A 22,119-nucleotide genomic window follows, 5' to 3' on the forward strand; every position below is an offset into this window, starting at 1 on the left:
AGTTTGAGCCGGTGGGCAAAAAGGGAGCCGAAACGCGGTGCAAGCTGATCAGGGCTACGCGGTCGCTGATCGAGTCGCATGGATATTTCGGCGCCGGGCTCAATCAGATCGTGCAGGAGAGTGGGGCGCCGCGCGGATCGCTGTACTTCCACTTCCCCGGCGGCAAGGACGAATTGGTGGCCGCGGCACTCGCCGAGAGCGGCACCGAGATGGCGGCGATCATCCGCACGATCGAGGCGACCGACGCGCGAGATTTCGCGCGAAAGATGGTGAACCTGCTCGGCGATCAACTGGAAGCGTCGGACTGGACCATCGGATGTCCGGTGGCAGCCGTTGCCCTGGACACCGCGTCTACCAATAGCGCTGTGCAGCAGGCCTGTTCGGCGACGTATCAACTCTGGGAAGAGGCGATCCGGGAACGGCTGATCGGATTCGGCCATCCCGAGCCCGAGCGGATCACCACGGTCGCGCTCGCCCTGATCGAAGGCGGGCTGGTACTGGCCCGCACCCACCGCTCACGCCAACCCCTTCAGCACCTCGCCGACACCATCGACGTTCTGGTCTGAACCCCTCCCCACCTCCAGCTTCGACTCCTCTGAAAATATGTAAATCGGTCTACTGAAAGTAGGACACCATGGCACACACCGACTCCATCGTTTTCGGCGCCGCCGGCTTCATCGGCCGCTCACTGGTCGCCGAACTGCTGCGGACCGGGCATACCGTTACCGCCGCGCTGCGTGCGGGCAGTCAGAATCGGCTGCGGACCTGGCTCGATGAGCAGGGTGTCGACACCGTCGGCCTGACCATCACCACGACCGATATCGGCGAGCCGGATCTCGCACTGAGCGACACCGTCGAGGGGGTGCGCGATGTGTACAACACGGCCGCGTTGATGAAATTCGGGCTGGCTGCGGACGTGGCGCGTCGAGTCAATCTCGACGGGGCGGTGCACGTGCTGGAATGGGCCGCACGGCAACCGGATCTGCGGCGCGTCGTGCACATCAGCGGCTATCGCGCCGTCGAGGACGCGGGTGAGCAGGACTATCGCAACGGCGCGTACGAGGCGTCGAAAGTCGAGGCCGATCTCCTGCTTCGGCGCATCGCTGCCGACCGTGGCATCCCGCTGACCATGGCGAATCCCGCCGGGGTGCTCGGACCCGGTCAGTACTTCGGGCTCTCCGACATCATCGACAACCTCTGGCAGGGTCGACTGCCCGCGCTGCCGGGCTCCGCCGATACCTTTGTTCCGGTCGTCGATCTCGACTACGTGGCCAGGTTCATGGTCGGGCTGCCCACGCAACCCGATACGGTCGGCAAGTCCTATCCGCTACTGGATGCCGCGACTCCCGGGCTACCCGAACTGATTCGGCTCGTCGCTGATCACCTGCATGTCGCGGCGCCGCGCTTCACGCTGCCGACCGCGTTGGTCCGTCGACTTCCCCGCGCGGTGACCCATGCCGATCCCGAAGCGCTGTCCTTCATCAGCAGCGACCGTTACGACACCAGCGACAGCGATATCGTCGCGCGACAGCTCGGCATCAGCCATCCACCGGTCAGCGAACTGCTGCGCACCTATGCCGATGGGATCGTCGCCAGTCGCAACGGCACCGTCGCGCCAACCCCGAAGTCCGGATTCCGCGGCGGTACCTGGATGGTCGGCGAGCAGGTCGATCCGGAATATGTGCTGCTGCACGGCATTCCGGTCGACAGCGATTCGTGGGCCGAGGTGGTGCGGGAATTGGACGCACCGGTACTGGCGGCCGATCTCCCCGGGCTCGGGCGCTCGGCGGCCTCGTCGCAGTCGACCGGTGACTGGATGGCGGAACTGATGGCGCCGGTGCGGACCCGACCGGTGATTGTCGGCCATTCGTTCGGCGCCTGGCCTGCCATCGAATTCGCGCTGCGCCATCCCGATCGGGTGTCGCGGCTCGTGCTCATCGCACCCGCGTTCCTGCAGCAGCCCGCCTCCCGGCTCACGGGTTCGCCCATCGCCGCTGAGGTCGTCAAGCGGATGTCCGCGGCGACATTGGCCGCGCGACTGGGCATTCCAGAGGGGCCGACCATCGCCTCCGCCGTGGCGAATCTGCGCCGGCCCGGCGTTGCGCAGCGCACTTTCGCGGCCTTGCGCGCCGCCGGTGCCTCGCGAGACGAACTCGCCGCCAAGCTGGCCAGGGTCACGGTTCCGGTCGACATCATCGTCGGTTCGGACGATCCGCTGATCGAGCCGACCGATCGACCTGTCACCACCATCTCCGGCACCGGGCACTACCCGCAGTTGACGCATCCCGCTCTGGTAGCGAGTGTCCTGCGGGGCGAAAGGATCTCCGCAGCGATGCAATACGCAGAGGAGATCTCAACGAGCAGCCGCTAGCCCAGCGGTGTGGAAGGCGGCGCAGACCTCTTCGGCGGTACAACACCCAGCCCACCCCCACCTGCTCCGCAGTGCGGCATGTGCGGCCGCACCCGCGACCTGACCGGCGCTCGATCGACCGATCCCGCGGAGACTTTGCCGCGCCGACGGGCAGATCGACCTGCCGCACTCACCCGGTCGGTGCCGCGAGTTCGATACGCATCGCGGGGTCGTTCAGCATCTCCGGCTGGATCGAGATGGTCTCCTCGGTCCGCCACCGTGCATGCCAGATGGGGACACCGCCGGGCAGGTCGAGTTCGCGCGGGGTGGTGAGTAGGGGCAGGTCGAGGCGGGCCGAGGTGACGGTGACGGTCGCGTTCGTCGGCGTGTGCGACCACACGTCGTCGACCGCGTTGGTGATCCGGACGCCGAGCCGGTGGCCGGTGGCTAGGCGGGCATCCTGCCAGAGCAGCCGGATCTCGGATTCGGGGCGCACCGGGGCGATGCCACGGGTGATGACCGTTGCGCGCCCGTCGGGGGCGATGTCGTAGAGCTCCAGTGCGACAGTCGCTTCCGGCGGGCCGGACAGGGTCAGCGCGGCGGTGCTCCGGCCCGCCAGGTGCACGGGCTCGGTGACCGGTGCCGAGATCGACCAGATTTCCCGGTCCGCACCGGGCAGCAGGCCACGATCGCTGTAGGTACCGGCGCGCAAGGCGACTGACGCGCGCCGGGAATCGGTAGGCGGCCACACGTTTTCACCGCGCCAACCACCGTCGAACTGGCCGACGGTCACCGGAGGACCCGGCACCTCGATATCGGCGCCCGCCACATGTTTGTCGAGGAAGGCGTAGAGCTCCGAGGCGAACTGGGGTGTGCCGCACTTTTCGCGGCAGTCCGAGTGGCCCCATTGGCCGAACCAGGCGCGGTGCTCGCCAGGACCTCTGGCTTCCCAGGCCTCGATGATGCGGTCGGCTCGGGTGTTGGAGTCGAGGAAGCTCTGGCCGAGGAACATCGGGGTGGTGTTGCCGCGGACGGCCTCCACCATGTCGCGCTCGCGCCAGTCCGGGTTGGCGCCGTTGTGGTCGGCGGTGAGGGCGAGGTAGCGGGCGGCGCAGTCCTGGGTCATCTGGACCGCATTGGCTTTGTACTCGTCACCGTCGTCGGGGTGACCGGGGGTCGAGGCGATCGCCAGGTGTTCCGCGCCCGCGGTGTCGGCGGGGCGAATCCCGTCCTCGGTCAACGGTTTTCCACCGAATTTCCACGCCGTGCCCTGCATGTAGAGGTACGAGTACGGATCGACAACCGGCTCGAACGCCGCTACCGCCGCCAGCCCCTTCGGCTTCGCGGCCAGTGCCATCATCCCGGTCCACCCCTCATAGGACGTCCCGACCACCCCGACCCGCCCCGTCGACCACGGCCTGCTCGCCGCCCACTCCACGGCCGCCGCCACATCCGACCGCTCCCCCGGGCCACCGAAATCCGGGCACCCGTTGGACCCACCGAACCCGCGCAGATCGACGATCACATACGTGTATCCGGCCCGCAGCGCCCACTCGACCGGCAAGTTGTCGGTCGAAGGTCCACCACCGGGCCGAGGCTGGGACAGGTACGCCAGATGCGCCCGGTACGGACTAGCCGTCAGCAACACCGGAGTCCGCGCGTCAGACGCCACACCCGGCGGCCGAAGGACATCAGCGTGCAGCCGAGTCCCGTCGGGCGCGGTGAAATACTCCTGCGTCCACGTGTACGCCACATTCACCGGCTCAGCCGTCGCCGGCGCCACCATCCCGAGCACCAACGCCACACCGGCCACCGCCCGCGCCACCACAACACCCAATCGCACCCCCGGACTATTGCCGGTCCCCGCCTCGCCGTCCAGCCCCGATTATCCGGGGCGTGTCGCCGATCAGAGTCGACCGGATACGCGAAACGCCCGCCCCACGAATAGGTGGGACGGGCGTTTCGGTAGTGCTACTGCGTAACCCGCGGGTCAGAGCCTATGTACGACTTAGACGTCGTAGTACAGCTCGAACTCGTACGGGTGCGGACGCAGGTTGACCGGGGCGATCTCGTGCTCGCGCTTGATGTTGATCCACGTCTCGATGAGGTCAGGCGTGAAGACGTTGCCCTCGGTGAGGTAGTCGTGGTCCTGCTCGAGACGGTCGATGACCGCGGCCAGGCTGGTGGGGGCCTGGGGGATGTTCTTGGCCTCCTCCGGCGGGAGCTCGTAGAGGTCCTTGTCGACGGGGGCCAGCGGCTCGATCTTGTTCTTGATGCCGTCCAGGCCGGCCATCATCATGGCGGCGAAGGCCAGGTACGGGTTACCCGAGGAGTCAGGCGCGCGGAACTCGATGCGCTTGGCCTTCGGGTTGTTGCCCGTCACCGGGATACGCACGGCAGCCGAGCGGTTGCGCTGCGAGTACACCAGGTTGATGGGGGCCTCATAGCCCGGCACCAGACGGTGGTACGAGTTCACGGTCGGGTTGGTGAACGCCAGCAGCGACGGGGCGTGGTGCAGGATGCCGCCGAGGTAGTGACGCGCCAGATCCGAGAGGCCACCGTAGCCGGCCTCGTCGTGGAACAGCGGCTTGCCGTCCTTCCACAGCGACTGGTGCACGTGCATGCCCGAGCCGTTGTCACCGAAGAGGGGCTTCGGCATGAAGGTGACAGACTTACCTTCCTGCCACGCGGTGTTCTTCACGATGTACTTGAACAGCTGCAGGTCGTCCGCCGCCGAGAGCAGCGTGCCGAACTTGTAGTTGATCTCGGCCTGACCGGCGGTGCCGACCTCGTGGTGGCCGCGCTCGAGCTCGAAGCCCGCGTTCTGCAGGTTGGTCGAGATCTTGTCGCGCAGGTCGACGTAGTGGTCGTACGGGGCGACGGGGAAGTAGCCACCCTTGTTGCGGACCTTGTAGCCGAGGTTGCGGCTGCCATCCGGGTTGAACTCGTTGCCGGTGTTCCACGAGCCGGAAATCGACTCGAGCTCGTAGAACGCGCCGTTCATGCTGGAGCCGTAGCGGACGCCGTCGAAGATGTAGAACTCGGCCTCGGCACCGAAGTACGCGGTGTCGGCGATTCCGGTCGACCGCAGGTACTCCTCCGCCTTGCGCGCGATGTTGCGCGGGTCGCGCGAGTACGCCTCACGGGTGAACGGGTCGTGCACGAAGAAGTTCAGGTTCAGGGTCTTCGCGGCACGGAACGGGTCGACCCGGGCGGTGCTGTAGTCGGGGAGCAGGAGCATGTCCGACTCGTCGATCGACTGGAAGCCACGCACCGAGGAGCCGTCGAACGCCAGACCCTCTTCGGCCAGGTCGGCGGTGAACGCCTTGGCCGGGATCGAGAAGTGCTGCTGGACGCCGGGCAGGTCGGAGAAGCGGATATCGACGTATTCGATGTCCTCTTCCTTGATGTACTGGATGACCTCTTCGGCCGTGCTGAACGTCACTTGCTCTCCTTACGAATCGGTTCCCAGCCAGTCGCGATGCTGGCCCTTTCGAGCGACCTGCGAGAAGTCGCAACGAAGGGGTTCGTCGCGACCTGACGCTAAGGACGCGGTGTTTCCCAACAGTCAAGGCTGTGTTTCGCCAGTGTTACGCGAACCGGATGCGGGGGTGATGTCAGCCATCCGGGCGCGACCTTCACGCTAATCCTGCCATCCGCGCGATCACGCGCTGACGTGACCTCCATTAATGCGGTCGTGGGCGACCGATCGCGCGCCACTATCCTGGGAGCCATGGCGCGTATTACCGGCACATGGCTCTCCGGATCCCCGGGCGAACCCGGCGACTCGGACATCTCCGGCTACCCCGGTGAACTGTACGGGTTGCCCCGCGTTGGGGCGGGCTCCCTCGCCCCCACCTGGCGCCGCGTCGTCGCGCTGTTCCTCGACTGGTTCATCGCGGTCGGGATCGCGGCGGTGATCACTCGCAGCTTCGTGTCGTCATCGGTGCCGCTGCTGGTGTGGTTCGTGGTCGGCGTGGCCGCGGTGACGCTGTTCGGGTTCACCCCGGGCCAGTACTTCATGAAGCTGCGGGTGCTGCGCATCGACGCACCCGTGGCTGTCGGGTTCGTGCGCGCGCTGGCCAGGCAGGTGCTGCTGGTGTTCGTCGTGCCCGCGCTGTTCACCGATGCCGACGGGCGCGGCATGCACGACCGGGCCACCGGGACCTCACTGGTCAACGCCCGCTGAGCGATCCGGCGTACCTCCGCATGCGCGGCTGAGGAACGCTGCGCCCGCGTCCATTGGGCCTGCCCATGATGGCGCGCGGCCATACGATCAGGCCGTGTCACTGAATCCGGCCTTGCTGGCCGTGCGTTTCCTGCTCGAATTGATCGCCATCACCTCGTTCGGGGTGTTCGGCTGGCGTGCCTTCGATTCCCCCTGGCGATATCTGCTCGTCGTCGTGCTGCCGGTCGCGGCGGCGCTGCTGTGGGGAACGTTCGCGGTACCCGATGACCCGAGTCGCAGCGGCGGCGCACCGGTGCCGGTGCCGGGTCCGGTGCGACTCGGCGTCGAGTTCGCGGTGCTGTTCGGCGGCGCCGCGGCGCTGTGGGCCGCGGCCCTACCGCGGTTGGCGCTGATCTCGGCGGCGGTTCTCGTCGGCTATCAGCTGCTGGCCTATGACCGCGTGCTGTGGCTGCTGACCGGCCGCTCGACCGACGCCTGAAACGCCGCGAGCCCGTCACCTGGTGAGGTGACGGGCTCGCGACGGGAGTAGGTCAGCGGCGACGGATCGCGCGCTGCATGCCTTTCATCTTCGCGCCGGGGGGCATCGGACCCTTCGGCATCGCGGGACCACTACGCGAACTGAGAGCCGTGAGCCTGCCCTCGATCTGGTCGATCCGCTTGACGTCGATGTTGCGCGGCAGCTTGGTGAGGTACTTCTGCAGCTCCTTGAGCGGAGTCTGGCCTTCCTCGTTGCCGACGATCACTTCGTAGATGGGGGTGTCACCGACCAGGCGGGCGGTGCGCTTCTTCTCCTGCGCGATGAGCGAGCGGACCCGCTGCGGCGAACCCTCGGCGACGAAGATCACCCCGGGCAGGCCGATGACGCGGTGCACGGCGTCGAGCTGAGTGGTCGCGGCGACGCCGTTGGCGACCCGCCACTTGCCCTGCAAGTTCTCCAGTACCCACGCCGCGGCGCCCGCCTGACCCTCGGCCTTGCGGTACACGTTCTTCTGCACGCGGCGCCCGAACAGGATGAATGCCAGCAGCACACCCAACAGCAGACCCAGCGGCAGCAGGAACCACTGCATGTCGAAGATCAGCCCGATGAGGAAGAAAACCACCGTGGTGCCGACCAGTGCGCCGATCATCAGCGGCAGCAGCGCCTTGTCTTCCTTGCGCTGCATGTTGAACGCCTGCCACAACTGCTGACGACGCTCGCGTGATGCCTGCTTGCGGGCCGCTTTAGCCGCGGCCCTGGCTTCCTTCGACGGCTTGCCGCCCTTGCCTCCTGCCATGATGCCAGCTTAGATGGCGCGCCGCCGGGGCGTCTGACCGCATCACACCGTGCCACGATCCCGGCGTTTCGGGCGCCTTCGGTGGGCGAAGCACCTCCCCACGGGCCACAATGACACAGATGCGCCCGATCACCGAGAACCCGGCCCCGTCCCCCGTCACCGAGGGCGTCGACGACGAGGTCGCGCGGCGGCTGGCCGTCGCGTTGCAGTGCGCGACGGTGTCGACGGAAGATCCCGCGCACACCGCCGACGCGGAGTTCGCGCGCCTGGCCACCCACCTCGAGACCTCGTTCCCGCTCGCGCATGCCGAACTGGCATTGACGAGCTTCGGCCACAGCAGGCTCTACCGCTGGGACGGCGTCGAACCGGGCACGGTGTCGGCGATCCTGCTCGCCCACCAGGACGTGGTTCCGGTCGACGACGCACAACGCTGGACCCATCCCCCGTTCGCCGGTGTCGTCGATGACGAATTCATCTGGGGTCGTGGCGCGATCGACGACAAGAGCCGCATGCTCGCCGTCCTGGAAGCGGTCGAATCGGCAGTGGCAGCCGGGATTCGCCCGCGCCACACCATGTTCCTGGCCTTCGGTCACGACGAAGAGGTCTTCGGCGACGGCGGCGCGGTCCGGATGGCCCAGCATCTGCGCGACCAGGACGTGCGCGCGGAGCTGCTGCTCGACGAGGGCGGGGTGATCACCGAGGGCGTCGCCGACGGGGTCGACCGGCCGGTGGCCAGCATCATGCTCGGCGAGAAGGGCTATGCGACGGTACGGCTTTCGGTCACCGAGGCCGGTGGTCACTCCTCGATGCCGGGCAAGCAGACCGCGGTGGGACGGCTGGCACGCGCGGTCGCGCGAGTGCAGGACAATCCGATGCCGCTGCGGCTGACTCCGGTGATCAGCGACATGCTCGCCCGCATGCGGGAGTCGCTGCCCGAACCACGACGCAGACTGCTCGAGCTCGCCGACTCACGCGGGCTGGCCAAATTGGCCGGGCCGCTCTTGGCCCGGATCATGGCGGCGGGCCCGACCACCGAGGCCCTCGTCCGCACCACCACCGCGCCGACGGTGATCAGTGGCGGCGTGAAGGCCAATGTGCTCCCGCAGAGCGCCGAGGCGCTGGTGAATTTCCGTATCCTGCCCGGCGATTCGGTAGCGGCGGTCCTGGCGCACTGCACCCGGGTGATCCGCGATCTCAGCGTGGCGATCGACCTCGTCGGACCGGCGTCTGAGCCCTCCCGGTTCAACGAACCAGGCCCGGCGTTCGACCTGGTCGCCGAGCTCGCCTCTGGCGTGGTGCCCGGGATCGTGACCACCACCGGGATCGTGCCCGGCGCCACCGATTCACGCCACTACGACGGCTTGGCCGCGACCCGCTGCAACTTCGCGCCGATCGTGTTGACCTCGGCGGATCTGGAACGGATCCACGGAACCGACGAGCGGATCTCGCGGCTCAACTACGCTCGGCTGATCGAGTTCAACCGGCGTCTCATCGAGCGGCTCGCCGCGGCGCCCGAAGCAGGAGGAGCGCCACGATGACGACCGACACCGGCGAGTTCGCGGGCCACGGCGGCAAGATCGCTTGGCGCGCATGGCAACCCGAGACGGCGCCGCGCGCGGTGGTGGTGCTGGTGCACGGCGTCGCCGAACATTCGGGCCGTTACGAACACGTCGGCGCCACCCTGGCAGACGCGGGCTTCGCGGTCTACGCGCTCGACCACATCGGGCACGGTCTGTCCGAGGGGCCGGCGGCCAATATCGGTTCGATGCAGGGCGCCGCCGACAATGTCGCGACTCTGCTCGAGCTCGCGGGCGCCGCCCATCCCGGTGTGCCCCGGTTCCTGCTCGGACATTCGATGGGCAGCCTGGCGGTCCTGCACCTGGCGACCCGCGGGCCGGTCGACGTGGCGGGCGTGATCGTGTCCGCGCCGCCCCTCGACATCCCGCTCGGCAACCCGATCCAGCGCCTCGCCGCTCCCCTGCTCACCCGGTTCGCACCGAATCTCGGTGTGCTGACCCTGGATTCGTCCACGATCAGCCGCGATCCCGAGGTGGTGCGCGCCTATGACGACGACCCGCTGGTCTTCCGCGGCAAGCTGCCCGCGCGCACCGCGGTGGAGATCCTGGAACACACCGCGCTGGTGAAACGGCGCCTCGGCGCGCTCACCGCGCCACTGCTGGTGCTGCACGGCACCGCCGACGTGATCGCGTCGCCGTCGAGCGCCGATCTGCTCGAACGCGACGCGGGCTCGACCGACGTGACGGTGCTGCGCTACCCGGGGCTCTACCACGAGGTGTTCAACGAACCCGAGGGTGCGCAGGTGCTCGGCGATGTCACCGACTGGCTGTCGACCCATGTTACCGATCAGTAAATTCTCGGGCGGGTGGCACTAGTAGACTAACGACCCATGACCACGTCTTCCGGCGCTGTTGCCTTCATCCGCGCGAGCTGGCACAGCTCCATCGTCACCAAGGCGCACGAGGGCTTCCTCGCCGAATACACCGGCTTCGGGTTCGCCCCCGAGGTCGTCGAGGTGTTCGACGTCCCGGGCGCCTTCGAGATCCCGCTGCATGCCCAGCGCCTGGCCCGCACCGGCCGCTACGAGGCGATCGTCGCCGCGGCCCTGGTCGTCGACGGCGGCATCTACCGCCACGACTTCGTCGCGTCCGCGGTGATCGACGGCCTGATGCGGGTGCAGCTCGACACCGATGTGCCGGTGTTCTCGGTAGTGCTCACCCCGCACCACTTCCACGAGCACAGCGAGCACGTGGATTACTACACCAACCACTTCGTGACAAAGGGAGCCGAGGCTGCCCGCGCGGTGGCGAACACCCTCAGCTCCCTGCGGTCACTGCCCGCTTCTCACTGAGTTACTTGAACTGGTTCAGGCAGGCCTGTTCGCCGCTGAGGACGCCGGTGCGGAACGCCTCCAGTCGCTGATACCCGCTCGGCACCACCTTGCCGTTGACGTCGGCGGCCCCGAGGCCGTCGGCGAGCAGGCCGGAGACCGCCTCGTCTAGGTCACCGGCCGACAGCCGCGGATCACTGCTCGGCTCACTGAGTTTCGTGGTGAGCACGCCCGTCAGGCACGCGGTGCGCAGGCCCGCGGAATCGGCACCCGACAGTGACAGCTTGCGATCCTGCTGCACCGCGAGGGCATAGCGGGACACGAACACCGCCGCGGCGTTGTAATCGCCGGTGACGACCGCCGACAGCGGCTCCTCCTTGGTGCTCGCACCCTCACCGGCACGCTTGGCCATGGCCGGGATGTCGGTGCCGATGGTGTTCGAGCCCGGGCAGTAGGAGACCGGCTCGGTGGTGGTCGTCGACGAGCAGTTGCGGGTGACACCGGCGTAGTCGAACTTCGGCGCGTTCTTCACCGGCATCGACTTGCCCAGCTGGGCGGCCAGGGTGGTCAGCGTCTCCTTGTTCACCGGAAGCTGCTTGTCGCGTTCATCCTCTTCGAAGGTGACGGGCAGACCGGCGCGACGCTTCTCGATCTCGTCCTCGTTGATGTCCTTGCAGGACTTGGCGCCCTGGGTGTAACCCATCTGCACCGCGGTGACCCGTTCGAACGCCGAACCGTGCACGGCATCGGGATCATTGGGGTCGCGGTCACGCACGGCGACGGTCGCGCCGAGCACGCCGTTGAGCCCGTCGGTGGTGTTGAGCGTGAAGTGCTTCGAATTGCCTTCTGCCACATGGCGAAGGAACACACCGGCCAGGCAGTCGGCCTGCTGTTCCTTGACCAGCGCATCGGTGAGGAACCCGCGCAGCAGGTCGGCCTGGGACTGGATGGCGTGCCCGTATTCGTGGGCCAGCACCATCACCACCGACATCTCCTTGTACTTGTCGACCAGCAGCGGCAGCAGGACGGTGCGGTCCCAGCCGATGGTGTGATCGAGCGGGCAGTAGGCGGCATTGACCATCTTGTAGGTGCTGCTCTTGCAGAACTGCACCGACTCAGCTTCCGGCGCTTTCGCCGACCACGAGATGTACTTCGAGGCGGGCTTGAAATTGCCGCGGAAAGTCTTGGAATACTCGGTCTGCCAGTACTCTTCGATGTCGGCGATGGCGTTGAGGGCGAGCTTGTCGATCTTGCCGTTGTCGCCGTTGTCGGCCTTCTTGTCTGTATCGGGCACACCGGGACGCGACCCGCTCGGACCGGTGGACGACGCCGCGCCCGCCACCTCCCACGGGTTGTCCATCATCGGCTGCGCCTGGTCGCTCGCGACTGTTGTCGCGCCGCAACCGGATACGAGCATGCCGATACTCACCAAAGCTGCCATGGTCGCGCCGAACCGATGTCTTCTCATGCGCTGTCCTCCCCGGAAAAATGACGCGGACGCCTAACGGTCCGCTATCGAGCGCTCACATGGTAAACGACCGCTGTCACAGGTCCATTCGGATCGTGGCCAGCACCGCGCGATGGTCGGAGCCAGGGATGGTGAGGGTGCGGATCTGTTCTGCCACCCCACCTGCGACGAGGATGTGATCGATCCCGATCACCGGTCCCCACCGGCGGTCCGCCGGGTAGGTGAGCAGGACACCGTCGCCGGTCTGGTCCGCGGCCGAGGCGAAGGCACCGTCGAGCAGTGCCCGGTAGGCCGAATGGTCGTGTGTCGCATTGAAATCCGCGCCGACGATCGCGGGCGCGCTGGTCGCGGCCAGGATCTCGTCGACCGCGCGCATCTCCGCCGACCAGGCGGCGAAGTCGATGTTCGGCGGGATCGGATGGAACGCGAACACCGGCATCGGGCCACGCTGCGGGTGTTCCATGGTCGCGGAGATATTGCTCATGATGAAACCGTCGTACTTCTTGGTGTCGCGCAACGGGTATCGGCTGTAGATGCCGGTGCCGCCACCGCCCGACGCAGCGGGTTCCAGATAGGAGTACGGCAGTCGCTCTTCCAGCCCCGCACCGCGCAAACCGACGATCGAGTCGATGGTCAATTCCTCGACGGTGAGCACGTCGACGTTGTTGTCACGCACCACACCGACCACCGCGACCGGGTCGGCCTGGCCGAACAGGATATTCGACTGCATCACCACCAGTTCCGGCCCTTCGGCGGCCCTGGCCTCCGGAATGTAGGACGGCACCACCAACCACGCGGCACCGGCCAGCACCAGCACCGCTGCCCCCGAGCTGCGCCATCCTCGCGCGAGGAGCATCAGCACCAGCCCCACGACCGCGCCGAGCATCAACCACATCGCCCCCGACGCCAGCAACACCATCGACTTCTGGCGCCAGTCCACGACGTGCAACACGATCCCGACCACCGCCGCGACCACCGCGCCCCACCCCAGGACGAGCAACGCCCGTTCCACCCATTTACGCATCATGCGGCCACCCTAAGTGGCCCAACTTTCTGATCCCTTGTGAGTGTCTTGAAGGTTCTCTGAGGCCTACACTGCCGCCGTGTACATCGAGGAATTCAATGCCGCGGGACCGCTCACCGAGCAGGCGGTCGAGGAGCTGATGACCGTCGCGAACAAATACACCTCGGCGATCACCATGACCGTCGGCGACCGCACCGTGCAGCTACCGGTTCTCCCGGTCTGCTGGGACGAGCTGCCCGTGCGCGCCGGCACCGCGATCACCGTCGAAGCCGATCGCGGTTACCGGCCGGCCGACCTCGAGGACCGCACCGCACTGACCGACTTCGTCACGACCTTCCAGCGTGCGACCGGCACCCCCTAGAGCGGCAGACCTGCCTCGATCCAGTTGTAGGCCTGGATCTTTCGGGACTCGGGGTCGTTGACCACCTGGTTGATGAGGTCGTTGACCTGGTCGGTGGACAGCGGGTAGCCGTAGTGTTCGGCCGCGCCCGCCGACGCCCACAGCGAGGCGAAGAGACCTGGACCGCCGAGGATGTGGGACAGCGCGGTGGCGACCTCGTCGACAGTCTCGATGACGCCGTGGACGAGGGCGATCGCGATGTCTTCGTCGCCGGGCGGCATGCCGGGGGCCAGCGCACCGGATTCGACGGCGCGCTGGGCCAGCCAGGCACGCGGGACCAGGGGGCTCGGGCCGATGGCGTCGCCGAGGTAGTAGCGCCATTCGCCGGGGTTGCCCTGGTCGAAAGCGTGGATGTAGAAGGTGCGGGTGAGCGCCCACAGCGCGATGTAACGCAGGGCGAGCTGTTCGGGGCCGAGCAGCGCGTCGGGGCCGTCGGCGCGGTCGCGCTCCAACTGGTTCCAGGCGAAGCGGAACCAGACCTGTTCGGAGTTGCCGACCCAGGTGGCGGGCAGACGGTCGGCCAGTGCGGCCAGTTCGCCTGCCGGGCCGTCGACGCCGGTGTCACCGGAGGCCTCCACCCGCAGGTTGTCGACGTAACCGCGCAGGGCGTCGACGGAGGTGAACACCGCGTAGCCCAGTTGGGCGAAGCGGGTGAGGTCGGCATTGGACGGTTCGAGTACGAGCACCACCGGCATGCCGACGCCCGGTTGCAGGCCCTCAGGCCAAAACGCTTCGGCGACAGCGAGTTCGCGGCCGGTGACCGGGTCGGAGACCTCACTGTCGAGCAGCGGGAAGCCGAAGCCGTCGGCGATGAGGTCGTCGACGAGCGCGTTCACCTGGTCCACCGCGGGATCGCCGACGGTCACCCCGGCGACACCCACCGTCAGCAGGGTGGGGCGGTGCAGCTTGCCGGTGCGCAGCTTCTCGAGGAAGGCATCGGCCGAGGCGGAGAGCAGTTTGCGGCGCGCCCGCAGGAACTCGCGATAGTTCTCCACCCGCCACAGCGACGGGTCGGTCGGAATCCACTGTGAGGCGAGCACACCCGGGTTGCGGCGCTCCACCTCGGCGAAGTAGTCGGCGGGCTCGCGCTCACCGAGTTCGGCCTCCGAACCAGGGCTGAGGAAGCAGAAGTTGGCGATCGCGTTGATCTCGTTGCGTTCGTAACCGGCGTCGCGCAGCAGGGTTTTCGGGAACAGGTAGTGCACCTGCACCGGAGTGCGCTCACCGAACTGCTCGATGCCCAGTTCCGAGCCGCTGCCGAGATCGCGCGAACCGTCGACGCGCGTGAGCAGATACAGCAGCGGATAGAACCGGGAGCCGCGGGTGGCGCCGGCGAAATCGTCGGCGCACAGGTCGAGCGAGCCGCCGCGCAGCCGTTCCAGTGAGCCGATCAGCGCGTTGATGCCGCCGCGTTCGAGGGTGTCGTAGTCCTGCTGCAGGAAGGTCTCGGTGGAGCCGCTGAACCGACCCCACAGTGCCGAATGCACGTACCAGTACAGCGCCCGGTCGCGGTGCAGATCGTCGTCGAAACGGCCGCCGTTGAGGAACAGCAACCGGGTGATCACCGGAATCGCGTAGCGCCCCATCAGAACCCGGTCGTGATCGAGACCGAGTCTGCCCGCCACGGTGTCGAGGAAGGTGTCGACCTGTCTGGTGGTGTCCACCAGCGCCTGTTCGAATTCCGCGGGCGCCAGATCGCCGAGCGCGTCGAAGTGCGCGCGCCCGTTGCCGACCGCGATCACGTTGCGCAGCAACCAGTCCAGGGTGAAGGTGTAGCCGTCCTTGTCCCAGCGGATCAGGTGGTCGCGCAGGTTGCCCCGGGCCTGCGGCCACTGTGCGCACAGGGTGGCCAGCGCGAGGTCGCCCTTGGACAGTTTGGTGCCGCCGGAGTTGACCCGGTTGAAGATGTCGACCACCTCGTCGACCGTGCGATCGGACCCGGTGATGGTCTCGACATTGAACTCGCGGTTGGTGACCTCGCGAACCTTGTTCAGCCGATCGAGATAGAGGGCAAGGGTTTCCGGCGACTCGTCCGGGAACCTGGACAGGTAGTGCATCGGGCCCTGAGCGAACAGCTCGGTGATGTCGATCCAGGCGGGCGCGGTATCGCGGCCGGGCACCTGGAATTCGAAAAGCTCACGCTCGACATCGAAATGCAGGCCGGTGAACGCGATCTCGTCGCCCTCGAAGAACGACGGCGCCGTCCCGCGCACGATTCCGTACAGGGTGGTGATGCGCTGCTGCCCGTCGAGCAGCAACTGCCGCAGCCCCGAGCCGGTCGTCGACCCGCGCACCGCGATCTCCTCGGACCCGGTCTCCCACACCAGCAACCCACCGACCGGATACCCGAGGTACAGCGACCGCATGAGTCCACGTACCTGGTCGCGGTTCCACACGTATCCACGCTGGAACTCGGGCAGTAGCACAGCACCGGAGTCGATCTGGTCGAGCAGGGTGGACAGACGTGTCACGGCAGCCTTTCGATCGAGATCCGGTGGCGGACAAGCGCCCCATCGTTGCACGGATCGTACCGACACATCCCGACATGCCAGCGGCCGAACGGAACTGGTGCGCTCAGCCCGTCCCGGACACCGCGGCCCGGAAGGCGTCCGAGGCATAGAACGGAGCCAACCTGCGGCGTAGCACGGTGTCGAGATAACCACGCTCGTCGAGTGTTTCGAGGACCGGCGGGCCGAAACGCAGCGCCTCTTCGATCATGTCCGCGCGCCCGACGCCCAGCTCAGCCAGCAATTCGGCAAGGGGGGTGTCGCCGTATTTGTCGAAGACGTGGTCGACGCCCTCGTCGAGCAGGGCATGGAAGTAATCGGTATCGCGGAAGGTGCGCCAGAATTCGAAGACGAGCACAACGATGTCTTCGACATCGTTGGCCGAGACCAGATCACGGTACGAGCCGACCGCGTCGCCGGTGTGCTTGCGCCAGGTCTCGCGGGCACTGTCGAGCAGTACCTCGTCGGCATCACTGCTGTTGCCGCGCAACACGAATCGCGCGCCGGTGCGGGTGAGCCTGCCGACGCCGCTCTCGATCGCGGGCATCGCGGGTTCGGCCAACCGCGACAGCGCGCCACGCAACGATCGGGCCAGCCCTCCCCCGTCAGGGTGCAAGCCCTCGTCGACCGCGGTGACCACCGCGCGCTGGACCGCCTCGACGCACGCGTCGACGGTCACCGGGCTGTTGAGCACCAGCCGCACCAGGCGGTGGGTGAGATCCAGATCGGCGACGGCGTCGACCAGCTCGTCGAAGCGGCGGTTGTCGACGAGCTCGCCGACCTCGATCTCGTCGTTGGCGCGATGGTTGTACAGACGGGTGGCGATCTCACCGACGAGTTCTGGAATCGCCCCTTCGACCGGAACCTGCACGGCGAACTTGTGCGCGACCGCCTTGATCTGCTCGCGGGTCACGGCGTCGGCGAGGGTCAGCACCGCGGCCTCGTCGAGCGCGCCGTCGACCTCCTCGGTGACGAACTCGAGGAACCCGGCGGGCTCGCGCAACTGCTGCTTGGTGAACGCCACATGCGCGTCGAGCACTCGCATGGCCAGGTCGACGTGCCCGCCGCGCCCCTCGTTCATCTCACCCATACCGCCCACAGTGACATAGTCCGCGACGCGATGTGAAAAGGGAGCGCAGCTGGGGTTGCCCGCCGACGCGACACGCCGGTTTCCCCTGGCAGACTCCGCCCAGACTGCGATGCGACAAACTGCTAGGCGCGGTTTGCTGGCGAGTATGGCATACTGGGTTGCTGAGACTGGGCTGATCGCAAGTGATCGCCATGGCTCACCTACGGAAAAGACTTTTAAAACATGACTCAAGGCACCGTCAAGTGGTTCAACGGCGAAAAGGGCTTCGGCTTCATCGCCCAAGACGGAGGCGGCCCCGACGTCTTCGTTCACTACTCGGCTATCGGCGGCTCGGGCTTCAAGTCCCTCGAAGAGGGACAGCGGGTGGAGTTCGAGGTCGGCCAGGGCCAGAAGGGCCCGCAGGCCCAGGACGTCCGCGCCATCTGATTTCGGCGTGAACTGAAAATGCCCCGCACCTGTGGTGCGGGGTTTTTTCATGTCCTCACTGTCATGTCCGCACTGTCATGTCCTCACTCGCCGCCGAACACGCGCTCGACGACCGCCTTCGCGCGACGAGTGATGCGCATATACGTGTCGAGGAATTCGCTGCCGTCGTCGTTGGGCCAGCCCGCTACCCGGGCGACCGCCGACAGCAGTTGGCCGGGGCCGGGGAGCTGGTCGGTCGGTTTTCCCTTGACCAGGACGAGGGCGTTGCGGGCGGCGGTGGCGGTGATCCACGATTCACGCAGCAGCGCGACATCCTCGGGTTCGAGGATGCCTTCGGCCTCGATCACGTCGAGTGACTGCAGCGTCGAGGTGTTGTGCAGCGCGGGGACCTCGTGCGCGTGGCGCAACTGCAGCAGCTGGACGGTCCATTCGATGTCGGCCAGACCGCCGCGCCCCAGTTTGGTGTGGGTGGACGGGTTGGCGCCACGCGGGAGGCGTTCGGAGTCGACGCGTGCCTTGATGCGGCGGATCTCGCGGACCGATTCCTCCGAGACCCCACCGGTCGGGTAGCGGATCGGGTCGATGACGTGCAGGAAGCGCAGTCCGAGATCCTGGTCGCCTGCCACCTGGTGTGCGCGCAGCAGCGCCTGCACCTCCCATGGCTGGGCCCATTGCGCGTAGTAGGCCTGATAAGCGGCCAGCGTGCGAACCAGCGGCCCGCTACGGCCCTCGGGGCGCAGGCCCGCGTCCACCTGCAACGGCGGGTCCACACTCGGTGCGCCGAGCAGTCGCTGGACCTGCTCGGCGATCCCGTTCGCCCACTTCACCGCGGTGGCCTCGTCCTCGCCGGGGCGCGGATCGCAGACGAACAGCACGTCGGCGTCGGAGCCGTAGCCCAGTTCCATGCCGCCGAGCCTGCCCATGCCGATCACCGCGAAGTCGGCGGGCGCCGGTCCACCGCGTTCGGTCTCCGAGGCGCGGATGACCGCGCTCAATGCCGCCTCGAGCACCGCGACCCAGACCGACGAGAGCGCCGCGCATACCTGCGGGACGTCGAGCATGCCGAGCACGTCGGCCGAGGCGACCCGGGCGAGTTCGTGGCGGCGCAGTGAACGTGCCGCCGCGACAGCGCGTTTCGGATCGCCATAGCGGGCGGCCGCGGTCTGCATGCCGCGGGCGACGTCTTCGGGGTTGGTACTGAGCAGCTGCGGGCCACCGGGTCCGTCGGCGTACATGCGGATGGTGTCGGGCGCGTTGATCAGCAGGTCGGGCAGGTATTCCGAGGAGCCGAGCACGATCATCAGGCGCTGGGCGACGGCGCCCTCGTCACGCAGTTCACGCAGGAACCAGATCTGGTCGTCGAGGCCCTCCGACACCCGCCGGTACGCGAGCAGGCCCGCGTCGGGATTCGGTGTGTCACCGAGCCATTCGAGCAGCGTCGGCAGCAGCAGTGCCTGGATGCGGCCCTTGCGCGATACGCCACCGGTGAGTGCTTTGAGGTGGCCGAGCGCATTGGCCGGTGCGCCGTAGCCGAGGGCGGCGAGCTGGCGGACGGCGGCGTCGGGGCTCAGGCGCAGCGCGTCGGAGTCCATCCGGGCGACCGCGTCGAGCAGCGGTCGGTAGAAGAGCTTCGCGTGCAGGCGCCGCACCCGCACGGCATTGCGGCGGATGTCGGTGTCGAGCACGCCGACGGCGTCCTGGCGACCGTCGGGACGGATGTGGGCGGCGCGAGCCAGCCAGCGCATGCCCTCCTCGTCGTCGGCGGCGGGCAGGGTGTGGGTGCGCTTGAGCCGCTGCAATTGCAGGCGGTGTTCGAGCAGGCGCAGGAATTCGTAGGAGGCGGTGAGGTTGGCGGCGTCCTCGCGGCCGACATAGCCGCGCGCCGCGAGGGCGGAGAGCGCCTCGACAGTGTTGGTGACATGCAGCGCGTCGTCGACCCGGCCGTGCACCAATTGCAGGAGCTGCACCGCGAATTCGACATCGCGCAGGCTGCCCGCACCGAGCTTGAGTTCGCGTTCGCGCAGGTCGGCGGGGACCAGGTCCTCGACCCGGCGGCGCATGGCCTGGACGTCGGCCACGAAGTCGGGGCGTTCCGAGGCGGTCCAGACCATCGGCATCAGCGCGTCGCGGTAGTGCTTTCCGAGTTCCAGATCGCCGGTCATCGGCCGGTTCTTCAACAGCGCCTGGAACTCCCAGGTGCGCGCCCACCGCTTGTAATAGGCGAGGTGGGAGTCGAGGGTGCGCACCAAGGCGCCCGCTTTGCCCTCGGGGCGCAGTGCGGCGTCTACCTCGAAGAAGGCCGCGCCGGCGACGCTCATCATCTCCGCGGCCAGCCGGGTCGCGGTCGCGTCGGCGGGTTCGGCGACGAACACCACGTCGACATCGCTGACGTAATTCAGTTCTCGCGCACCACATTTGCCCATCGCGATCACCGCGAGGCGCACCGGCACCGGGCCGTTCTTGCACACCCTGGCCAGCGCGACCGCCAGGGCCGCGGTGAGCGCGGCATCGGCCAGATCCGACAGGTGCTTGCCGACCACCAGATACGGCGGGACCGGTTCGTTCTCGACCGTGGAGGCGAGGTCGACCGCGGCCAGCAGCATCAGCTGATCGCGATACCTGCTGCGCAGCAACGCGACTGCCTCCGGACCGGCGATATCGGCGCGGAACAGCATCGGCCCGGCGTTGGGTCCGGTCTCCGGTGCCGCGTCGACGGCGTCGAGCAGATCGGCGATCAGCTCGGCACGGCGGGGAAGTTCGTTCTGGCGCAGCACTTTCCACGAGGCCGGGACGGCCACGAGGTGGTCGCCGAACGCCGTCGACGACCCCAGCAAGCCGAACAGCCTGCCGCGCAACGTGGTGTCGGAACGGATCGCCGAATCCAGTTCGGACCAATCGTCTTCGAGAGATTCGCGCAGCCGCACGAGCGTACACAAGGCGAGATCGGCATCAGGCGAACGCGACAGTGCCCAGAGCACGGGCACCCCGTCGACGTTGTCCCAGCCGAGCTGGCGCAGTGAAGCTGCCGCTGCCGGTTCGAGTAAACCGAGCCGGCCGACGCCGGGAACAGCGGAGCGGGCAGTCGGTGGCCGGACCATAAGCCCTAAGTTACAGGGTCAGGCCACCGACTGTGATACCTCACAAGCTCAGGTATTCCTTGAGCTCCCACGGGGTGACCTGCGAGCGGTAGTCGGCCCATTCGCGGCGCTTGTTGCGCAGGAAGAAGTCGAAGACGTGTTCGCCGAGGGTTTCGGCGACCAGCTCCGAGCGCTCCATCGCCTGCAGGGCCTCGTCGAGGGTGCCGGGCAGGGTGCGGAAGCCCATGGCGCGGCGCTCGGCGTCGGTCAGCGACCACACGTCGTCTTCGGCCTCGGGCGGCAGGTTGTAGCCCTTCTCGATGCCGCGCAGACCGGCGGCCAGCAGCACCGCGAAGGTCAGGTACGGGTTGCAGGCCGAGTCTGGGCTGCGGATCTCGACGCGACGCGAGGACGACTTGTTCGGGGTGTACATCGGCACCCGCACCAGCGCCGACCGGTTGGACCGGCCCCAGGACGCCGCGGTCGGAGCTTCGCCACCGTGGATCAGGCGCTTGTAGGAGTTGACCCACTGGTTGGTGATCGCGCTGATCTCGGGGGCGTGCTCGAGGATGCCCGCGATGAACGAGCGCGCGGTGCCCGAGAGGTTGTTCGGATCGTCGGGATCGGCGAAGGCGTTGTTCTCACCCTCGAACAGGCTCATGTGGGTGTGCATGGCCGAGCCGGGGTACTGCGAGAACGGCTTGGGCATGAACGTCGCGCGCACGCCCTCGTCGATCGCGACCTCTTTGATCAGGTAGCGGAAGGTCATCACGTTGTCGGCCATCGAGAGCGCGTCGGCGTAGCGCAGGTCGATCTCCTGCTGGCCGGGGGCGCCCTCGTGGTGGCTGAACTCGACCGAGATGCCCATCGATTCGAGCGAGTCGATGGCGTGGCGGCGGAAGTTCGGTGCCGAATCGTGCACGGCCTGGTCGAAGAAGCCGCCGTTGTCGGCGGGGGTCGGCTCGTAGCCGTCCTTGAGCTGGTTCTTCAGCAGGAAGAACTCGATTTCGGGGTGCACGTAGCAGCTGAAGCCCGCGTCGGCGGCCTTGTTCAGCTGACGGCGCAGGACGTGGCGCGGGTCGGCCCAGGACGGCGAACCGTCGGGCATGGTGATGTCGCAGAACATCCGCGCCGAGTGCTGGTGGCCCTTGGAACTGGCCCAGGGCAGCACCTGGAAGGTCGACGGATCGGGCCGGGCGACCATGTCCGCCTCGGACACGCGCGCGAAGCCTTCGATGGCCGAACCGTCGAAGCCGATGCCCTCCTCGAAGGCGCCTTCGAGCTCGGCGGGCGCGATGGCCACGGACTTGAGGTAGCCCAGCACATCGGTGAACCAGAGACGGACGAAACGGATATCCCGCTCTTCGAGCGTCCGCAGCACGAATTCCTTCTGGCGATCCATACCGGCGAGCGTAAGCACCCGGCGTTAAATCCGTGTTACATACGCAGACGGGTTTGCGATCACG

18 protein-coding genes are annotated in these 22,119 nt (G+C 67.4%); 9 read left to right on the forward strand and 9 right to left on the reverse strand.

Annotated features, from left to right (window positions below; translation table 11 throughout):
- The first annotated feature begins 11 nt into the window (after positions 1–11).
- The gene (locus tag ACFXKN_RS23730) at positions 12–566 is read left to right on the forward strand and encodes a TetR/AcrR family transcriptional regulator (RefSeq protein ID WP_378973970.1); all 555 of its coding nucleotides are present in this window, start codon (positions 12–14) and stop codon (positions 564–566) included.
- Between the two features lie 68 nt (positions 567–634).
- The gene (locus ACFXKN_RS23735; RefSeq protein ID WP_378973975.1) at positions 635–2,371 is read left to right on the forward strand and encodes an alpha/beta fold hydrolase; all 1,737 of its coding nucleotides are present in this window, start codon (positions 635–637) and stop codon (positions 2,369–2,371) included.
- 169 nt (positions 2,372–2,540) lie between these two features.
- On the opposite strand, the gene ACFXKN_RS23740 is transcribed toward ACFXKN_RS23735, so the two are convergent.
- Positions 2,541–4,193, reverse strand: coding sequence for a CocE/NonD family hydrolase (locus tag ACFXKN_RS23740; RefSeq protein ID WP_378973980.1), 1,653 nt, complete (start codon positions 4,191–4,193; stop codon positions 2,541–2,543).
- 165 nt (positions 4,194–4,358) lie between these two features.
- Positions 4,359–5,795, reverse strand: coding sequence for a type I glutamate--ammonia ligase (gene glnA / locus ACFXKN_RS23745; RefSeq protein WP_379433845.1), 1,437 nt, complete (start codon positions 5,793–5,795; stop codon positions 4,359–4,361).
- A gap of 288 nt (positions 5,796–6,083) precedes the next feature.
- On the opposite strand from glnA (ACFXKN_RS23745), the gene ACFXKN_RS23750 reads away from it, so the two are divergent.
- Positions 6,084–6,539, forward strand: a complete 456-nt coding sequence (locus ACFXKN_RS23750; protein ID WP_378973993.1) for an RDD family protein — start codon at positions 6,084–6,086, stop codon at positions 6,537–6,539.
- A 94-nt stretch (positions 6,540–6,633) separates the two neighbouring features.
- Positions 6,634–7,017, forward strand: a complete 384-nt coding sequence (locus tag ACFXKN_RS23755) for a YrdB family protein (RefSeq protein WP_378973996.1) — start codon at positions 6,634–6,636, stop codon at positions 7,015–7,017.
- Positions 7,018–7,069: 52 nt separating this feature from the next.
- Here ACFXKN_RS23755 and ACFXKN_RS23760 read toward each other — a convergent pair whose 3' ends face one another.
- Positions 7,070–7,813 (reverse strand): DUF4191 domain-containing protein, encoded by a 744-nt coding sequence (locus ACFXKN_RS23760; RefSeq protein WP_067459662.1) that lies wholly within the window; start codon positions 7,811–7,813, stop codon positions 7,070–7,072.
- A 119-nt stretch (positions 7,814–7,932) separates the two neighbouring features.
- Here ACFXKN_RS23760 and ACFXKN_RS23765 point away from each other — a divergent pair, with 119 nt between their 5' ends.
- The 3 genes from ACFXKN_RS23765 to ACFXKN_RS23775 are packed head-to-tail and all read left to right on the forward strand — an operon-like array spanning position 7,933 to position 10,682.
- Positions 7,933–9,351, forward strand: a complete 1,419-nt coding sequence (locus ACFXKN_RS23765; RefSeq protein WP_379433846.1) for a M20/M25/M40 family metallo-hydrolase — start codon at positions 7,933–7,935, stop codon at positions 9,349–9,351.
- Positions 9,348–10,184: an alpha/beta hydrolase gene (locus tag ACFXKN_RS23770; protein ID WP_379433847.1), complete on the forward strand. Its 837-nt coding sequence runs from the start codon at positions 9,348–9,350 to the stop codon at positions 10,182–10,184. The genes ACFXKN_RS23765 and ACFXKN_RS23770 overlap by 4 nt, the downstream gene beginning before the upstream one ends.
- A gap of 36 nt (positions 10,185–10,220) precedes the next feature.
- Positions 10,221–10,682, forward strand: coding sequence for a 6,7-dimethyl-8-ribityllumazine synthase (locus ACFXKN_RS23775; RefSeq protein ID WP_379433848.1), 462 nt, complete (start codon positions 10,221–10,223; stop codon positions 10,680–10,682).
- A gap of 1 nt (position 10,683) precedes the next feature.
- Here ACFXKN_RS23775 and ACFXKN_RS23780 read toward each other — a convergent pair whose 3' ends face one another.
- A complete protein-coding gene (locus ACFXKN_RS23780) occupies positions 10,684–12,129 on the reverse strand; it encodes a metallopeptidase (RefSeq protein ID WP_379433849.1) in 1,446 nt (481 codons plus the stop codon).
- Positions 12,130–12,205: 76 nt separating this feature from the next.
- The gene (locus ACFXKN_RS23785; RefSeq protein ID WP_379433850.1) at positions 12,206–13,156 is read right to left on the reverse strand and encodes an endonuclease/exonuclease/phosphatase family protein; all 951 of its coding nucleotides are present in this window, start codon (positions 13,154–13,156) and stop codon (positions 12,206–12,208) included.
- A gap of 76 nt (positions 13,157–13,232) precedes the next feature.
- Here ACFXKN_RS23785 and ACFXKN_RS23790 point away from each other — a divergent pair, with 76 nt between their 5' ends.
- Positions 13,233–13,514 (forward strand): hypothetical protein, encoded by a 282-nt coding sequence (locus ACFXKN_RS23790; RefSeq protein WP_379433851.1) that lies wholly within the window; start codon positions 13,233–13,235, stop codon positions 13,512–13,514.
- On the opposite strand, the gene ACFXKN_RS23795 is transcribed toward ACFXKN_RS23790, so the two are convergent.
- Positions 13,511–16,024, reverse strand: a complete 2,514-nt coding sequence (locus ACFXKN_RS23795; RefSeq protein WP_379433852.1) for a DUF262 domain-containing protein — start codon at positions 16,022–16,024, stop codon at positions 13,511–13,513. The genes ACFXKN_RS23790 and ACFXKN_RS23795 overlap by 4 nt on opposite strands.
- A gap of 103 nt (positions 16,025–16,127) precedes the next feature.
- Positions 16,128–17,150 (reverse strand): hypothetical protein, encoded by a 1,023-nt coding sequence (locus ACFXKN_RS23800; RefSeq protein ID WP_379433853.1) that lies wholly within the window; start codon positions 17,148–17,150, stop codon positions 16,128–16,130.
- Positions 17,151–17,372: 222 nt separating this feature from the next.
- On the opposite strand from ACFXKN_RS23800, the gene ACFXKN_RS23805 reads away from it, so the two are divergent.
- Positions 17,373–17,576 carry a cold-shock protein gene (locus tag ACFXKN_RS23805; protein WP_056821080.1) on the forward strand — a complete coding sequence of 68 codons (204 nt, stop codon included), beginning with the start codon at positions 17,373–17,375 and terminating at the stop codon, positions 17,574–17,576.
- An 83-nt stretch (positions 17,577–17,659) separates the two neighbouring features.
- Here ACFXKN_RS23805 and ACFXKN_RS23810 read toward each other — a convergent pair whose 3' ends face one another.
- Together ACFXKN_RS23810 and glnA (ACFXKN_RS23815) are read right to left on the reverse strand one after the other, a co-directional pair.
- Complete coding sequence (locus ACFXKN_RS23810) at positions 17,660–20,674, reverse strand: bifunctional [glutamine synthetase] adenylyltransferase/[glutamine synthetase]-adenylyl-L-tyrosine phosphorylase (protein WP_379433854.1); 3,015 nt, start codon at positions 20,672–20,674, stop codon at positions 17,660–17,662.
- A 40-nt stretch (positions 20,675–20,714) separates the two neighbouring features.
- Positions 20,715–22,055, reverse strand: a complete 1,341-nt coding sequence (gene glnA / locus ACFXKN_RS23815; RefSeq protein ID WP_378974051.1) for a type I glutamate--ammonia ligase — start codon at positions 22,053–22,055, stop codon at positions 20,715–20,717.
- Positions 22,056–22,119: the final 64 nt, after the last annotated feature.

Origin of the sequence: Nocardia sp. NPDC059195 (genome assembly GCF_042754695.1) — a bacterium.
GTDB lineage: Bacteria > Actinomycetota > Actinomycetes > Mycobacteriales > Mycobacteriaceae > Nocardia.

Bases quoted from the DNA above. Each gene is read 5' to 3' on its own strand.
- ACFXKN_RS23735 (WP_378973975.1), top strand. From the start codon at position 635: ATGGCACACACCGACTCCATCGTTTTCGGCGCCGCCGGCTTCATCGGC.
- ACFXKN_RS23750 (WP_378973993.1), top strand. From the start codon at position 6,084: ATGGCGCGTATTACCGGCACATGGCTCTCCGGATCCCCGGGCGAACCC.
- ACFXKN_RS23760 (WP_067459662.1), bottom strand. From the start codon at position 7,813: ATGGCAGGAGGCAAGGGCGGCAAGCCGTCGAAGGAAGCCAGGGCCGCG.
- ACFXKN_RS23765 (WP_379433846.1), top strand. From the start codon at position 7,933: ATGCGCCCGATCACCGAGAACCCGGCCCCGTCCCCCGTCACCGAGGGC.
- ACFXKN_RS23770 (WP_379433847.1), top strand. From the start codon at position 9,348: ATGACGACCGACACCGGCGAGTTCGCGGGCCACGGCGGCAAGATCGCT.
- ACFXKN_RS23775 (WP_379433848.1), top strand. From the start codon at position 10,221: ATGACCACGTCTTCCGGCGCTGTTGCCTTCATCCGCGCGAGCTGGCAC.
- ACFXKN_RS23780 (WP_379433849.1), bottom strand. From the start codon at position 12,129: ATGAGAAGACATCGGTTCGGCGCGACCATGGCAGCTTTGGTGAGTATC.
- ACFXKN_RS23785 (WP_379433850.1), bottom strand. From the start codon at position 13,156: ATGATGCGTAAATGGGTGGAACGGGCGTTGCTCGTCCTGGGGTGGGGC.
- ACFXKN_RS23800 (WP_379433853.1), bottom strand. From the start codon at position 17,150: ATGGGTGAGATGAACGAGGGGCGCGGCGGGCACGTCGACCTGGCCATG.
- ACFXKN_RS23805 (WP_056821080.1), top strand. From the start codon at position 17,373: ATGACTCAAGGCACCGTCAAGTGGTTCAACGGCGAAAAGGGCTTCGGC.
- ACFXKN_RS23810 (WP_379433854.1), bottom strand. From the start codon at position 20,674: ATGGTCCGGCCACCGACTGCCCGCTCCGCTGTTCCCGGCGTCGGCCGG.
- glnA (WP_378974051.1), bottom strand. From the start codon at position 22,055: ATGGATCGCCAGAAGGAATTCGTGCTGCGGACGCTCGAAGAGCGGGAT.